The sequence below is a fragment of the Sphingomonas jatrophae genome, from assembly GCF_900113315.1.
Lineage (GTDB): Bacteria > Pseudomonadota > Alphaproteobacteria > Sphingomonadales > Sphingomonadaceae > Sphingomonas_P > Sphingomonas_P jatrophae.
The window spans coordinates 970,123-985,042 of the sequence record NZ_FOZG01000001.1 but is presented as its reverse complement, the minus strand read 5'-3'; the positions used below and the strand labels follow the sequence as shown (position 1 = coordinate 985,042).

Annotated in this window: 14 protein-coding genes; all 14 read left to right on the top strand. The window is 67.0% G+C overall.

What is annotated here, in order from left to right; translation table 11 throughout:
- Positions 1–5: 5 nt before the first annotated feature.
- Positions 6–2,015: an NADH-quinone oxidoreductase subunit NuoG gene (gene nuoG, locus BM360_RS04610; RefSeq protein WP_093311443.1), complete on the top strand. Its 2,010-nt coding sequence runs from the start codon at positions 6–8 to the stop codon at positions 2,013–2,015.
- Positions 2,012–3,052, top strand: a complete 1,041-nt coding sequence (gene nuoH, locus BM360_RS04605; protein ID WP_093311436.1) for an NADH-quinone oxidoreductase subunit NuoH — start codon at positions 2,012–2,014, stop codon at positions 3,050–3,052. Before nuoG ends, nuoH begins: the two co-directional genes overlap by 4 nt.
- Positions 3,052–3,537: an NADH-quinone oxidoreductase subunit NuoI gene (gene nuoI, locus BM360_RS04600; RefSeq protein ID WP_093311428.1), complete on the top strand. Its 486-nt coding sequence runs from the start codon at positions 3,052–3,054 to the stop codon at positions 3,535–3,537. The genes nuoH and nuoI overlap by 1 nt, the downstream gene beginning before the upstream one ends.
- A gap of 126 nt (positions 3,538–3,663) precedes the next feature.
- Entirely contained in the window at positions 3,664–4,275 is a 612-nt protein-coding gene (locus BM360_RS04595; protein WP_093311425.1) for an NADH-quinone oxidoreductase subunit J, read from the top strand.
- Complete coding sequence (gene nuoK / locus BM360_RS04590) at positions 4,275–4,580, top strand: NADH-quinone oxidoreductase subunit NuoK (protein ID WP_093311423.1); 306 nt, start codon at positions 4,275–4,277, stop codon at positions 4,578–4,580. Before BM360_RS04595 ends, nuoK begins: the two co-directional genes overlap by 1 nt.
- Before the next feature lie 7 nt (positions 4,581–4,587).
- Entirely contained in the window at positions 4,588–6,666 is a 2,079-nt protein-coding gene (nuoL, locus tag BM360_RS04585; RefSeq protein ID WP_093311420.1) for an NADH-quinone oxidoreductase subunit L, read from the top strand.
- Between the two features lies 1 nt (position 6,667).
- Positions 6,668–8,200, top strand: coding sequence for an NADH-quinone oxidoreductase subunit M (locus tag BM360_RS04580; protein ID WP_093311418.1), 1,533 nt, complete (start codon positions 6,668–6,670; stop codon positions 8,198–8,200).
- A 1-nt stretch (position 8,201) separates the two neighbouring features.
- Positions 8,202–9,653 (top strand): NADH-quinone oxidoreductase subunit NuoN, encoded by a 1,452-nt coding sequence (gene nuoN / locus BM360_RS04575; protein WP_093313746.1) that lies wholly within the window; start codon positions 8,202–8,204, stop codon positions 9,651–9,653.
- Between the two features lie 22 nt (positions 9,654–9,675).
- Positions 9,676–10,383 (top strand): biotin--[acetyl-CoA-carboxylase] ligase, encoded by a 708-nt coding sequence (locus BM360_RS04570; protein WP_093311415.1) that lies wholly within the window; start codon positions 9,676–9,678, stop codon positions 10,381–10,383.
- 35 nt (positions 10,384–10,418) lie between these two features.
- Positions 10,419–11,417, top strand: a complete 999-nt coding sequence (locus BM360_RS04565) for a sterol desaturase family protein (protein WP_093311413.1) — start codon at positions 10,419–10,421, stop codon at positions 11,415–11,417.
- A gap of 9 nt (positions 11,418–11,426) precedes the next feature.
- On the top strand, positions 11,427–12,206 hold the full coding sequence (locus BM360_RS04560; protein ID WP_093311410.1) for a type III pantothenate kinase: 780 nt from the start codon (positions 11,427–11,429) through the stop codon (positions 12,204–12,206).
- 77 nt (positions 12,207–12,283) lie between these two features.
- Positions 12,284–13,924, top strand: a complete 1,641-nt coding sequence (locus BM360_RS04555; RefSeq protein WP_278247391.1) for a ribonuclease J — start codon at positions 12,284–12,286, stop codon at positions 13,922–13,924.
- A 72-nt stretch (positions 13,925–13,996) separates the two neighbouring features.
- On the top strand, positions 13,997–14,563 hold the full coding sequence (locus tag BM360_RS04550) for an OmpA family protein (RefSeq protein ID WP_093311405.1): 567 nt from the start codon (positions 13,997–13,999) through the stop codon (positions 14,561–14,563).
- Positions 14,564–14,633: 70 nt separating this feature from the next.
- Positions 14,634–14,912 (top strand): DUF1467 family protein, encoded by a 279-nt coding sequence (locus tag BM360_RS04545; protein ID WP_093311403.1) that lies wholly within the window; start codon positions 14,634–14,636, stop codon positions 14,910–14,912.
- Positions 14,913–14,920: the final 8 nt, after the last annotated feature.

Sequence of the window (14,920 nt, the reverse complement as noted above, 5' to 3'; positions counted from 1 at the left end):
CGACAATGCCGACGTTGACCGTTGACGGGATCGAAGTTGAAGTCCCGGCGGGTGCCACCGTGCTCCAGGCCTGCGAGGCTGCGGGCAAGGAGATACCGCGCTTCTGCTATCACGAGCGGCTGAGCATCGCCGGCAATTGCCGCATGTGCCTCGTCGAGATCGCGCCGGGCCCGCCCAAGCCGCAGGCCAGCTGCGCCATGCCCGCCGCCGACAAGATGGTCGTCACGACCAATTCGGAGAAGGTGAGGAAGGCGCGTGAGGGGGTGATGGAGTTCCTCCTCATCAATCACCCGCTCGATTGCCCGATCTGTGACCAGGGCGGCGAGTGCGACCTGCAGGATCAATCAATCGCCTACGGCAAGGGCCATAGCCGCTTTGCCGAGAACAAGCGGGCGGTGACCGACAAATATATGGGCCCGATCGTCAAGACGATCATGACGCGCTGCATCCAGTGCACCCGCTGCGTCCGCTTCGCGGAGGAAGTGGCGGGCATGGAGGAGATCGGCGCGCTCGGCCGCGGCGAGGACATGCAGATCACCTCCTATCTGGAGCGAGCGGTCACGTCCGAACTGTCTGGCAACGTTGTCGATCTCTGCCCCGTGGGCGCGCTGACGGCCAAGCCTTATGCGTTCGAGGCGCGGCCGTGGGAGCTGCGCAAGACCTACGCGATCGACGTGATGGATGCGGTCGGCACGAACATCCGCCTCGACAGCCGTGGCCGGCAGGTGCTGCGCTGCGTGCCGCGGATCAACGAGGACGTGAACGAGGAGTGGGCGCACGACAAGACGCGCCATCACGTCGACGGCCTCGTCCGGCGGCGGCTCGACCGGCCGTTCGTGCGCCGCGAAGGCCGGCTGGTGCCCGCCACCTGGGCCGAGGCATTCGAGTCGGTGAAGGCGGCAGCGGAAGCGGCGGGCGACAAGGTGGCGGTGATCGCCGGCGACCTCGTCGATGCCGAGACGATGTACGCGGCCAAGCTGCTGGCGCGTTCGCTCGGTTCCGACCTGCTCGAAGGCCGTCAGACGGGCATGGCCTACGACGTGTCGAGCCTCGCCGCGGTCAATTTTAACACCACCATCGCAGGCGTCGAGACGGCGGACGCGATCCTGATCGTCGGCTCCAACGTTCGCTGGGAAGCGGCGCTGGTCAACACCCGCATCCGCAAGGCGGTGAAGGCGGGCGCCAAGGTCTATGCCATCGGCGAGGAGGTGGATCTCACCTATCCGGTCGAATGGCTGGGCAACGACATCGGCCTGCTCGGCCGCCTGCCGCAGGCGCTGCTCGACACCTTTGCCGATGCCAAGCAGCCGATGCTGATCGTCGGCGGCGCGGCGCTGAAGGACGGGCAGGGCGCCAGCCTCGCGCTGGTCGAGACGCTCGGCCTGATCAAGGACGGCTGGAACGGCTACAACGTCCTGCATTTCTCCGCATCGCGGATGGCGGGGCTGATGCTCGGCTATGCGCAGGCGGGCGGCATCCGTTCGATCGCGCAGGCAGCGCCGAAGCTCACCTTCCTGCTCGGCGCGGACGAGGTGGACTTCGCCGCCCATGCGCTCGGCACGCTCGTCTATGTCGGCCATCATGGCGACAAGGGCGCAGCCGCGGCGGACATCGTCCTGCCCGGTGCGGCTTATGCCGAAAAGTCGGGCACCTGGGTGAACCTGGAAGGCCGGGTGCAGCGCGGTGATCGCGCCGTCTTCCCGCCGGGGGATGCACGCGAGGACTGGGCGATCTTCCGGGCGCTGAGCGACGTGCTCGGCCGGACGCTGCCGTTCGACACGCTCGATGCGCTGCGCGCTGCCATGGCGCGCGACGTGCCGATGCTGGCGGAGCCGGGTCTCGCCTCGATCCCGTGGAGCGCACCCGCGCTGCCCATCTCGGCCGAGGGCGGTGCGCTCGGTCTGCCGATCAAGGACTTCTATCTGACCAACGCCATCTGCCGCGCCAGCCCGACGATGCAGCGTTGCTCGGCCGAACTGCTGCATGGTGAGACTTTCGCGGAGGCGGCGGAATGATCGCCTGGTTTCAATCGGTCCTCGGCACCGGCCTCGGCTGGTTCGTCGCCAATCTCATCCTGATCCTGCTCATCGCGCTGCCGCTGATGCTGGCGGTGGCGATGGTGATCTATGCCGATCGCAAGATCTGGGCGGCGATGGCGCTCCGCCGCGGGCCGAACGTGGTCGGCCCGTTCGGGCTGCTGCAGAGCTTCGCCGACGGGTTGAAGGTGTTCCTCAAGGAAACGATCGTCCCGGCCTCGTCGAACAAGGGCCTGTTCCTGATCGCGCCGATCCTGACGTTCACCGTGGCGCTGATCGCGTGGGCGGTGATCCCGTTCGGGCCGGACATGGCGCTGGCGGACATCAATGTCGGCCTGCTCTACATCCTCGCCGCCTCGTCGCTCGGCGTGTACGGCGTGATCATCGCCGGCTGGTCGTCGAACTCGAAATATCCGTTCTACAGCGCGCTGCGTGCGGCCGCTCAGATGGTGTCCTACGAGGTGTCGATCGGCTTCGTGCTGATCTCGGTCGTGCTCTGGGCGGGCACGTTCAACATGGGCGCGATCGTCGATCAGCAGCGCGGCCACATCCTCGGCATCATCAACGCCTTCGGCTTCAATCCTTTGCTGTTCCCGATGGCCGTGGTGTTCCTGATCTCGGCCATGGCGGAGACGGCGCGCGCGCCCTTCGACCTGACCGAGGCGGAGAGCGAGATCGTCGCCGGCTACCAGACCGAATATTCGTCGATGAGCTTCGCGCTCTTCTGGCTCGGCGAATATGGCAACGTGCTGCTGATGTGCGCGCTGAACGCCACCCTGTTCTGGGGCGGCTGGCTGCCGCCGCTCGACTGGGCGCCGCTCTACTACGTGCCCGGCATCATCTGGCTGTTCGCCAAGATCCTGTTCTTCTTCTTCGTCTTCTCGTGGGTGAAGGCGACCGTGCCGCGCTACCGGTACGACCAGCTGATGCGGCTGGGCTGGAAGGTGTTCCTGCCGCTCTCGCTCTTCTGGGTGTTCCTGGTGTCGGGCTACCTCATGCTGACAAGGTATTCGTGATGAGCCTGGCGCACATCATCAAATCGTTCACCCTTTGGGAGTTGGTGAAGGGCCACGCCCTCACGCTGAAATATTTCTTCAAGCCCAAGGTGACGATCAACTATCCGTATGAGCGCGCGCCGCTCAGCCCGCGCTTCCGCGGCGAGCATGCGCTCAGGCGGTATCCGAACGGCGAGGAACGCTGCATCGCGTGCAAGCTGTGCGAGGCGGTGTGCCCGGCGCAGGCGATCACGATCGAGGCCGAGCCGCGCGACGACGGCAGCCGCCGTACCACGCGCTACGACATCGACATGACGAAGTGCATCTATTGCGGCTTCTGCCAGGAGGCGTGCCCGGTGGACGCGATCGTCGAGGGGCCGAACCTCGAGTTCAGCACCGAGACGCGCGAGGAGCTGATCTACGACAAGGCGAAGCTGCTCGATAATGGCGATCGCTGGGAAGGCGCCATCGCGGCGAACCTTGCCGCCGATGCGGCCTATCGCTAGGCCGCGCCGCGTGAGCAGCCATTCCGTCATGCCAGCGCAGGCTGGCATCGCTTCAGGCTGGGGTAAGCCCCGGTCGCACGAGACCCCAGCGTCCGCTGGGGCGACGATCTGCAAGGCGCGCGCGTCGTGATCCAGGTCTTCGCTTTCTATCTCTTCGCCACCCTGGTGGTTGCCGCAGGGGGCCTGTGCATCCTGTCGCGCAATCCGGTGCACAGCGTGCTGTGGCTGATCTTCGCCTTCTTCAACGCCGCGGGGCTGATGCTCCTGTGCGGGGCGGAGTTCATCGCCATGCTGCTGATCATCGTCTATGTCGGCGCTGTCAGCGTGCTGTTCCTGTTCGTCGTCATGATGCTCGACATCGACTTTGCCGAGATGCGCGCGGGCTTCGTCAAATATCTGCCGGCGGGGCTGCTGCTGGTCGTGGCGCTTGGCGCCGAGATCCTGATCGCGGGCTCGGCATGGCGCGCGGGCGGTCTCGCGCTGTCGCAGCGTACCGCGCCGACGCCTGAGGAGGTGCCCAACATCGAGGCGCTCGGCACTCTGCTCTACACGCGCTATCTGTTCATCTTCGAGGGGGCGGGTCTCGTTCTGCTCGTCGCGATGATCGGCGCCATCGTGCTCACCCACCGCATTCGCGGCGGCGTGCGCCAGCAGAACATCATGCGGCAGAACATGCGGCGGCCGCAGGATGCGATCCGCAACGTCGATCAGCCAGTGGGCCAGGGGGTCGAGCTCTGATGATCGGGCTACAGCATTATCTCGCCGTCTCCGCGATTCTGTTCGCGATGGGCGTGTTCGGCATCTTCCTCAACCGGAAGAACATCATCATCATCCTGATGGCGATTGAGCTGATCCTGCTCAGCGTGAACATCAATCTCGTCGCCTTCTCCGCCTATCTCGGCGACCTCGTCGGCCAGGTCTTCGCCATGTTCGTGCTGACCGTGGCGGCGGGCGAGGCGGCGATCGGGCTCGCCATTCTCGTCATCTACTTCCGCGGCCGTGGCACCATCGCCGTCGACGACGTCAACCGGATGAAAGGCTGACCGCGGCATGATCCTCGCCATCGTTTTCCTGCCGCTGCTCGCCTCGCTGGTCGCGGGGCTGGGCGGCCGCATGATCGGCGCGACCGCCGCCAAGATCGTCACGACGGGCGCGCTGTTCGTCGCCTGCGCGCTCAGCTGGCCGGTCTTCGTGTCCTTTCTGTCGGGCGATGCGTCCGCCACCGTCACGCCGGTGCTGGCCTGGCTGCGCTCGGGCGACCTCGTGGTCGATTGGGCGCTGCGCGTTGACGCGTTGACTGCGGTGATGCTGGTAGTGGTGACGAGCGTGTCCGCGCTCGTTCACCTCTACAGCTGGGGCTATATGGCGGAGGATCCTTCGCAGCCGCGCTTCTTTGCCTATCTGTCGCTGTTCACCTTCGCCATGCTGATGCTGGTGACGTCCGACAGCCTGGTGCAGATGTTTTTCGGCTGGGAAGGCGTCGGCCTCGCCTCCTACCTGCTGATCGGCTTCTGGTATGAGAAGCCATCGGCGCAGGCGGCGGCGATCAAGGCGTTCGTCGTCAACCGCGTCGGCGATTTCGGCTTCTCGCTCGGCATCTTCGGCACCTTCCTGGTGTTCGGCACCGTGTCGATCCCGGCGATTTTGGCGGCGGCACCGGGCATGGCAGGCTCGACCATCGGTTTCCTCGGCGGCCGCTTCGATACGATGACGCTGCTCTGCCTGCTGCTGTTCGTCGGCGCGATGGGCAAGTCGGCCCAGCTTGGCCTGCACACGTGGCTGCCCGATGCGATGGAGGGGCCGACGCCCGTGTCCGCGCTGATCCACGCCGCCACGATGGTGACGGCGGGCGTGTTCATGGTCTGCCGCCTGTCGCCGATGTTCGTCACGAGCGAGACGGCGATGACTGTCGTGACCTACGTGGGAGCAGCCACCGCGCTGTTCGCCGCGACCGTCGGCACGACGCAGACCGACATCAAGCGCGTAATCGCCTATTCGACCTGTTCGCAGCTCGGCTACATGTTCTTCGCAGCCGGCGTCGGCGCGTTCGGCGCGGCGATGTTCCACCTGTTCACGCACGCCTTCTTCAAGGCGCTGCTGTTCCTCGGCGCTGGCTCGGTCATCCACGCGATGCACCATGAGCAGGACATGCGCTTCTATGGCGGCCTCAGGAAATCGATCCCGCTCACCTTCTGGGCGATGATGGCGGGTACGCTCGCGATCACGGGCGTCGGGGTGGCGGGCGTGTTCGGCTTTGCCGGGTTCTACTCCAAGGATGCGATCATCGAGGCGAGCTATGCCGCGGGCACGGTGCCGGGCGGGGTCGCCTTCGCGGTCGCGGTGTTCGCCGCGCTGCTGACCAGCTTCTATTCGTGGCGGCTGATGTTCCTCACCTTCTTCGGCAAGCCGCGCTGGGCGGGGTCGGAGCATATCCAGCATGCGGTTCACGACGCGCATGGTCACGGCCACGGCCATCACGACCAGGAAGCGCATCCGGAGGACGAGCATGCCGGACACGAGCCGCACACGCATGATGCCGGCGCGGATCAGGTCAAGCACGGCACCGCGGGCTATCACCCGCACGAAAGCCCGCTGCCGATGCTGGTACCGCTGATTATCCTGTCCATCGGTGCAGTGTTCGCCGGCATCGGCTTCCACCACTGGTTCATCGAGCCGGAGGCGGGTGAGATCTTCTGGAAGGGCAGCCTCGCCTTCAACGAGCATCTGATGCACGAGATGCATGGCGTGCCGCCCTGGGTGAAGCTGTCGGCCACGGTGGTCATGCTGATCGGCCTTGCGATCGCCTGGTATGCCTATCTGAAGGACACCAGCGCGCCAGCGCGCTTCACGGCCACGTTCCGCGTGCTGTACGATTTCCTGCTCCACAAATGGTATTGGGACGAGCTCTACCATCTGCTGTTCGTGCGGCCGGCCTTCTGGTTCGGGCGGCTGTTCTGGAAGCGGGGCGATCAGGGCACGATCGACCGGTTCGGCCCGAACGGCATCGCCGCGCTGGTGCAGGGCGGCAGTGTCGCGGCTCGCCGGCTCCAGTCGGGCTATCTCTACACTTATGCGCTGGTGATGCTGCTTGGCCTCGCCGCCGCGACGACCTGGGCGGTGGTCCGCTAAGATGAGCTTCCCGATCCTCTCCGTCATGCTCCTCGTCCCCGCGCTCGCGGCGGTGGGATGCCTGTTCCTGTCGCCCGGCGGCGCACGCTGGCTGGCGTTGGCCGCAACGCTCGTCGATCTGCTGCTCGGTGTCCTGCTGTGGGTCGGCTTCGACAATGCCGGCGCGCAGTGGCAGTATCAGGAATATTCGCCCGTCTTCGGCCGCTTCGCCTGGGCGCTCGGCATCGATGGCATCGCGCTCATGCTGATCATGCTCAGCGTGTTCCTGATGCCGATCTGCATCGCCGCCAGCTGGGACGCGATCGAGAAGCGCGTGCCCGAATATATGGCCGCCTTCCTCCTGATGGAGACGCTGATGATCGGCGTCTTCGCAGCGCAGGACATGTTCCTGTTCTACATCATGTTCGAAGCCGGCCTGATCCCGATGTATCTGATCATCGGCATCTGGGGCGGCGCCGAGCGGATCTATGCGTCGTATAAATTCTTCCTCTACACGCTGCTCGGCTCGGTGGTGATGCTGGTCGCCATGTTGTGGATGGTGCGTGAGGCTGGGACGAGCTCCATCCCCGAGCTGATGGCGTATGACTTTCCGCCCCAGGCGCAGACGTGGCTGTTCCTCGCCTTCTTCGCCTCGTTCGCGGTGAAGATGCCGATGTGGCCGGTCCACACCTGGCTGCCCGACGCGCACGTCCAGGCGCCGACTGCGGGTTCGGTGATCCTCGCCGGTGTGCTGCTGAAGATGGGCGGCTACGGCTTCATCCGCTTCTCGCTGCCGATGTTCCCGGAGGCGTCCGCCCAGCTCTTCTGGCTGGTCATGGGCCTCAGCATGGTGGCGGTCGTCTATGCCAGCCTCGTTGCGCTGGTGCAGAGCGACATGAAGAAGCTGATCGCTTACTCCTCCGTCGCGCACATGGCGTTCGTCACGATCGGGCTGTTCGCGTTCAACCGGCAGGGCCTCGAAGGCTCGGTGATGATGATGCTGAGCCACGGCCTCATCTCCGGCGCGCTCTTCCTGTGCGTCGGCGTGATCTACGATCGGCTGCATACGCGCGAGATCGCCCGCTATGGCGGTCTGGCCGATATCATGCCGAAATATGCACTGTTCTTTCTGCTGTTCACGATGGGCTCTGTCGGCCTGCCGGGCACGGCCGGTTTCATCGGCGAGTTCCTCAGCCTGATCGGCGCGTATCGCGCGAACAGCTGGGTGGCGTTCGTCTGCACGACGGGCATCATCCTTGGCGCGGCGTACATGCTCTATCTCTACGCGCGTGTCGTGTACGGGAAGGTCAAGTCGGACGAGGTTGCGGCGATGCCCGATCTGTCCGCGCGCGAACTGGCGCTGGTCGTGCCGCTTGCACTCGCGGTGCTGTGGATGGGCATCTATCCCGAGAGCTTCCTTGCGCCGATGCGTCGTGACATCGGATTGCTGGTCGCCCGCGTTGAGCGCGCTTACCCGCAAGGGGATGCGCATCTGATGGCCCGTGTCGGCGCCCCTGCGGCAGCCGCGCCCGCCGCCCACGGAACGGAACACTGACATGGGCGCCGCCCTGCTTCTCACGCTTCCTGAGCTGATCCTTTCGCTCACCAGCCTCGCGCTGCTGATGGTCGCCGCTTATGCGGGGGATCGTTCGGTGCGAATGGTCTCGATCCTGTCGGTCGCGGCGCTGGTCGCGGCCGCTTTCGCTGCGCTGCTGCCGCCGACCGGCTACGGCATCGCCTTCGGCGGCCTCTACCGCGCGGACGCTTTTTCCGCCTTTGCCAAGCTGCTCATCTATGTGGCGGCAGGCGTGTCGATCGTCATCGCGCCGGCCTTCTTCCACCGCGCGCCGGGGCAGGGGGGCACACTCCGCGCCGAATATCCGATCCTGATCCTGCTCTCGACGATCGGCACGGGCATGATGGTGTCCGCAGGCGACATGCTGACGCTCTATGTCGGCCTCGAGCTGCAGAGCCTCGCTTCCTACGTGCTGGCCAGCTTCATGCGTCGCGATCTGCGCTCGGCGGAATCGGGCCTGAAATATTTCGTGCTTGGCGCGCTGGCGAGCGGCATCCTGCTCTACGGCATCAGCCTGGTCTACGGCTTCACCGGCACCACGCAGTATGACGGCATCGCCGTGGCGTTCCGCGAGGGGCTGTCGACAGGGCAGCTGTTCGGCCTCGTCTTCGTGTTCGCAGGGCTCGCCTTCAAGATCGCGGCGGTGCCGTTCCACATGTGGACGCCCGACGTCTATGAAGGCGCGCCGACGCCCGTCACCGCCTTCTTCGCGACCGCGCAGAAGGTCGGCGCCGTCGCGCTGCTGCTGCGTGTGGCGGTCGAGGCGATGGGATCGGCCAGCGATGCGTGGATGCAGATCGTCATCTTCTCGGCGCTTGCCTCCACCATCCTCGGCGGCGTTGCAGCCATTGGGCAGAGCAACATCAAGCGGCTGCTAGCTTATTCGTCGATCAACAATGTCGGCTTTGCGCTGTTCGGCCTCGTGCCCGGCGACGCGAACGGCGTCTCGTCGGTGCTGACCTATCTCGCCGTCTACATCGTCATGACACTCGGCAGCTTCCTCTGCATCCTGCGGATGCGCGATGCCGAGGGACGGCCGGTGGAGGAGATCTCCGCGCTGTCCGGCCTGTCGCGCCTGCGGCCTGGCCTTGCCGCGGCGCTCGCCATCTTCATGTTCAGCCTTGCCGGCATCCCGCCGCTGTTCGGCTTCTGGCCGAAGTTCCTCGTGTTCGATGCGCTGGTCGCGATCGGCATGTGGCCGCTGGCGATGGTCGGCATCGCCACCTCGGTGATCGGTGCTTATTATTACCTCAAGATCGTCAAGACGATGTATTTCGACGAACCGGCGACCCCGTTCGGCGCCTCGCCGGATCGCGTCGAAGGCGGCCTGATCGCGGTCGGTGCGCTGATCGTCTCGCCGCTCGGTTACCTGCTGATCGGTCCGCTCGGCGCCTACAGCCTCGCCGCTGCGCGCGCGCTGTTCCCGGGCTGATCTTGCAGGGTCGGGCGGTCGCTTGATCCACCACCGGGCGGAGACCGGCTCCACCAACGACGATGCCCGCGCCCTCGCCAGCGCCGGCGCGGCGGAGGGAAGCTGGGTCCGCGCCGATGTGCAGACGGGCGGCCGCGGGCGGCTGGGCCGCATCTGGGTGTCGCCGCCGGGTAATCTCCACGCCTCGACCTTCGTCCGCCGCCGCGCGGGCGATCCACCGCCCGCCACGCTCGCCTTCGTCACCGCCGTGGCGCTGGAGGAACTGCTCACTGCCTACGCGGGCGCCGGGCAGGTGCGGATCAAGTGGCCGAACGATCTGATGCTCGATGCCGGAAACGGCTGGGCGAAGGCGGCGGGCATCCTGCTCGAGGCGGATGCCAGCGCGGTGGTGGTCGGCATCGGCGTCAATCTCGCCCACCGCCCGCCGGCGCTGGACCGTCCCACCGCGGCGCTGGCCGACATCGCCGCCGCGCCCGCGCCTGCGACTTTCGTGGAGGAGCTTGCCGCATCCTTCGCGCGCTGGCTGACGCGCTGGCGCGGGGAGGGGTTCGATCCCGTTCGCGCGCGCTGGCTCGAACGGGCGCACCCCGTCGGCACCGCGCTGCGGGTGCAGGCGGCAGATGGCATGCGGGAAGGCCTGTTCGACGGGCTCGCGGTCGATGGCGCGCTTCGCCTGCGCACCGCGGAGGGCGTCATCATGGTGCAGGCAGGCGACGTGTTTCTGCTTTAAGGAGGCCTTAGGAGCCTGCTGCCTATCCCCGTCGCATGGGGGAATGGGCGAACATTCTGGCCGCGGGGCTGGCCAATCAGATTGGCGGCACGTTCCTCCAGCCCGGCTCCAGCCTGTTCCTGCCGGCGCTGCTCGTCACGCTGGCGATAAGCCTCCCGCTCGCCGTGCCGCGGACGACGCGCCTGCCTAGGATCGCGGTGCTCCGCCGGGTGCTGGTCCCGCGCCGCTTGTGGCGCAGCCGCTCGGGCCAGGTGGATATCGGCTTCTTCCTGTTCAGCCTGTGCGGCGGCGGGGTGACGTTCGGCTGGGCGCTGATCTCGTCAGAGATGGTGCGGTCCTGGCTCAGGCCGCTGCTCGCTGGCTCGATCCCGGCGCTGGCCGCCGGTGTGCCCCCGGGCGTGGTGGTGATCGCGGCGACGGCCCTTACCTTCATCGCTTACGATGCCGCTTACTGGCTGGATCACCGGCTGAAGCACCGCGTGCCCGTCCTGTGGGCGTTCCACAAGGTGCATCATTCGGCCGAGTCGCTGTCGCTGCTCACCAATTTTCGCGTGCACCCCGTCGATACGCTGGTCTTCTACAATCTGGTCGCGCTCGCCACGGGCGTGGCGGGGGCAGTGTGCGACGTGCTGGCGGGGCACCCCGTCGAGCCGCTCGGCATCGGCGGCACGGGCGCGCTGGTGCTGATCTCGGCGGCGCTGCTGACGCACCTGCAACACTCGCACCTGTGGGTCACGCTCGGCCCACGCTGGGGCGGCTGGCTGCTCGGGCCCGCGCACCATCAGGTCCATCACAGCGCCGATCCGCGCCACTTCGACCGGAACTTCGGCAATGTGCTCGCCCTATGGGATCGGCTCGGCGGCAGTTTCCACCGGCCGGCCGAGCGGCGGGAGGTGCCGCGCTTCGGCCTCGACGATCCTGCCGCGCAAACACTGCCGTCGCTGACAGTCCGGCCGTTCACCGATGCGGCCCGCACGCTGATCCCGCAGGCGCCGTTCGCACCTGCGCTATCGCTGGGGAACGAACCCGGCTAAGGCAGTCGCATGCTGCTCGCGGTCGACGCCGGAAATACCAACATCGTCTTTGCGCTGCTGGATGACGATCTGCGCATCCGGGCACGCTGGCGGATCGCCACCGATCCGCGGCGCACCGCGGACGAATATGCCGTCTGGCTGCACCAGCTGCTCAGCCTGGAAGGACTGACGGTGCAGGATGTCGACGCGGTGATCGTCGCCACCGTCGTGCCACGCGCGCTGCACAATCTTGAGGTGCTGGCGCAGAAATATTTCCGGGCCGAACCCCTGGTCGCCGGCCGCGGTCGCGCAGCCTGGGGGATCGAGCTCGACGTGGAGGAGCCGGCCAGCGTCGGTGCGGATCGCGCCGTCAACGTCATCGCCGCACACGCGCTGCATCCGGGTGATGCCATCGTCATCGATTTCGGCACCGCCACCACCTTCGACGTCGTCGACTGGACGGGCGCCTACAAGGGCGGGATCATCGCGCCCGGCATCAACCTGTCGCTCGATGCGCTGGTCGGCGCCACCGCCAAGCTGCCGCGCATTGCCATCGAGGCGCCGGAGACGACGGCGGTGATCGGCCGCAACACGCAGGATCAGATGCTCGCGGGTATCTACTGGGGCTATGTCGCGATGATCGAGGGGCTGATCGCGCGCCTCAAGACGGAGATCGGCCGCCCGGCGAAGGTGATCGCGACAGGCGGCCTTGCCGTGCTGTTCGAGAAGCATACATCCCTGTTCGACACGATCGAACCCGATCTCACCATTCGCGGGCTCGGCCTGCTTTACCAGCGGGTCGACGCCTAGGGCAGCAACCGCCCTCGGCCCGCCCGATGCCGCCTTGGCCGCGATGCGGCACGGCGGTGCTTTCACGAAGGATTACAGTGACAACACCCGGCAACGAACTCCTCTTCCTCGCCCTCGGCGGCTCGGGGGAGATCGGCATGAACGTCAATCTTTACGGCTGCCAGGGCAAGTGGGTGATGGTCGATCTCGGCCTGACCTTCGCCGATCCGGCCTATCCCGGCGTCGACCTGATCCTGCCCGATCTCCAGTTCATCGAGGAACATGCCGACGATCTGCTCGGCATCGTGCTGACGCATGGGCATGAGGACCATATCGGCGCGATCCCCTATCTCGCCGCCGATCTCGGCGTGCCGCTCTACGCCACGCCGTTCACCGCCGGCCTGATCCGCGGCAAGCTGGACGAGGAGGGGCTGGGCGACAAGGTCAAGCTCCACGTCATCCCGAACGAGGGCTCGTTCGAGCTTGGGCCGTTCGGCTTCACCTATGTCCCGCTGGCCCACTCCATCCCCGAGGGGAATGCGCTGCTGATCGAGACGCCGTTCGGCCGGATCATGCATACGGGCGACTGGAAGATCGACGAGGCGCCGCAGCTCGGCACGCCGTCCACCGCGGAGGAGCTGACCGCGATCGGCGACAAGGGCGTGCTGGCGCTGGTCTGCGACAGCACCAACGTGTTCAATGAAGAGGCGTCCGGCTCCGAAGCGGGCGTGCGCAGGGGGTTGGACGAGGTGATCGGCGCCGCCACTGGCCGCGTCCTCGTCACCACGTTCGCCTCCAACGCCGCGCGCGTGCAGACGCTGGGCGAGGTGGCGCGCGATACGGGGCGGCAGCTCTGCGTCGCCGGCCGCTCGCTGGACCGCATCATCAGGGTGGCCAAGGCAACCGGCTACCTCAAGGATTTCCCGCAGACGATCGACTTCGACGCCGCCATGCGCCTGCCCCCGCGCGAGGTGATGATCATCGCGACGGGCGGGCAGGGGGAGCCGCGCGCGGCGCTCGGCCGCGTTGCCAGCGGGTCGCACCAGATCAAGCTGTCGGCGGGCGATACGGTCGTCTTCTCGTCCAAGCAGATCCCGGGCAACGAGATGGCCATCGGCGCGATCCAGAACCGCCTCGCCGAGATGGGTGTCCACATGATCACCGACCGGCAGGCGCACGTCCACGTCTCCGGCCATCCGGGACGGCCGGAACTGGCGGCGATGTATGGCTGGATCCGCCCCGAAATCGTCGTGCCCGTGCATGGCGAATTGCGCCACATGGCCGAGCATGCGCGCTTCGCGCAGGCGCAGGGCGTGCCGCGCACCGTGCTGCAGAAAAATGGCGAGGTCGTCCGCCTCGCGCCCGATGGTCCGAAGAAGCTCGGACATGAGCGCGTTGGGCGCCTGATCCTTGATGGGGACGTGATCCTGCCGGCGGACGGCTCCTCGATGAACGAGCGGCGGCGTATCGCCAATTACGGCGTTGTCACCGTCGCGGTCGCGCTGGGCAAGAACGGCCGGGCGGCAGGCAAGCCGGAGATCGCCATCCAGGGCCTGCCGGTGGAAGAGGATCGCGCCGCCTTCCTCGACGACGCCACCGCGGCCGCGGAAAAGGCGCTGGCCGACGGCGGGCGTGACGAGGCCAAGCTGCGCGAAGCCGTGCGCTTGGCGGTGCGCCGCCGTGCAGTGGCGTGGACCGGCAAGAAGCCGGTGGTCGAGGTGCTGCTGCTACGGGTGTGATCCACGGCACCCCGCATTGGTGGCGGCTCTGCCATTCCGCTTGTTTCTGAGCTGGTAAGTGGAGCGCCGGACATGCGGGTCGCGATTCTGCTTGGCGCTGCCGCGATGCTCGCTGCGCCGGGCGCTGCGGCACCTCCGCCGGCTCAGGAAGCGATGGTCTGTGGTCTGCTCGGCGGATGCGGATCCGCCGCGACGCCGCCCAGGGGCACGCCGCGGCGGGTCGGTGCGGCGCGGGGGTTCAGCTTCACGCGGCCCGGCGGAGGGCAAGCGGGTGGCACGAAGGCGATTGCGCCCGCTCAGGCGGGGCTGCTCGATCTGCGCATCGGCTTCGTCTCCGGCTCGGCCGATGTGCTGCCCGCCAGCCGCACGCGCCTGCGCAGCTTCGCCGCCGCGCTGCGCGATCCGCGGCTTGCCAAGCGGCGCGTGCGCATAACCGGTCACACCGATGCAGTAGGCGATCCTGCCGCCAATCTCGCGCTGTCGCGCCGCCGCGCCGATGCAGTGGCGGCCCTGGTGGCGGCGGAAGGCATCATGCGATCGCGCCTCGACGTCGTGGGCGTCGGCGACACGCAGCCGCTGCCCGGCCATGCCGCGTCCGATCCGGCCAACCGCCGCGTCACCGCCGAACTGGTCGATTGAGCGGCCGCGACATTCCCTTGCGCGCGGCGTGGGCGTAGGAGGACGGGCACCTCACCGTCCGGGCACCATTATGAAGTTCACCTCCGCGCTGGCGATCTACACCTTGTTCTGGTCGTTCAGCTTCTTCCTCGTGCTGCCCTTCCGCCTGGGCAGCGGCAACGAGCCGAACGTGGTCGTGCGCGGCCAAGCGGAAAGCGCGCCGCCGCGGTTCAGCTTTGGCCGCACCTGCCTGTGGACAACCATCGTCTCGGCCGTGCTGTTCGCGCTCTATTACGCCAACTACGTCAATGGCTGGCTGATGCCCGATGCGATTAACCTGTTCGAAGAAACGATGAAGCACCCCGCCTGAGCGGGGGA

Bases quoted from the DNA above. Each gene is read 5' to 3' on its own strand.
- nuoG (WP_093311443.1), top strand. From the start codon at position 6: ATGCCGACGTTGACCGTTGACGGGATCGAAGTTGAAGTCCCGGCGGGT.
- nuoH (WP_093311436.1), top strand. From the start codon at position 2,012: ATGATCGCCTGGTTTCAATCGGTCCTCGGCACCGGCCTCGGCTGGTTC.
- nuoI (WP_093311428.1), top strand. From the start codon at position 3,052: ATGAGCCTGGCGCACATCATCAAATCGTTCACCCTTTGGGAGTTGGTG.
- nuoK (WP_093311423.1), top strand. From the start codon at position 4,275: ATGATCGGGCTACAGCATTATCTCGCCGTCTCCGCGATTCTGTTCGCG.
- nuoL (WP_093311420.1), top strand. From the start codon at position 4,588: ATGATCCTCGCCATCGTTTTCCTGCCGCTGCTCGCCTCGCTGGTCGCG.
- BM360_RS04580 (WP_093311418.1), top strand. From the start codon at position 6,668: ATGAGCTTCCCGATCCTCTCCGTCATGCTCCTCGTCCCCGCGCTCGCG.
- nuoN (WP_093313746.1), top strand. From the start codon at position 8,202: ATGGGCGCCGCCCTGCTTCTCACGCTTCCTGAGCTGATCCTTTCGCTC.
- BM360_RS04565 (WP_093311413.1), top strand. From the start codon at position 10,419: ATGGGGGAATGGGCGAACATTCTGGCCGCGGGGCTGGCCAATCAGATT.
- BM360_RS04560 (WP_093311410.1), top strand. From the start codon at position 11,427: ATGCTGCTCGCGGTCGACGCCGGAAATACCAACATCGTCTTTGCGCTG.
- BM360_RS04550 (WP_093311405.1), top strand. From the start codon at position 13,997: ATGCGGGTCGCGATTCTGCTTGGCGCTGCCGCGATGCTCGCTGCGCCG.
- BM360_RS04545 (WP_093311403.1), top strand. From the start codon at position 14,634: ATGAAGTTCACCTCCGCGCTGGCGATCTACACCTTGTTCTGGTCGTTC.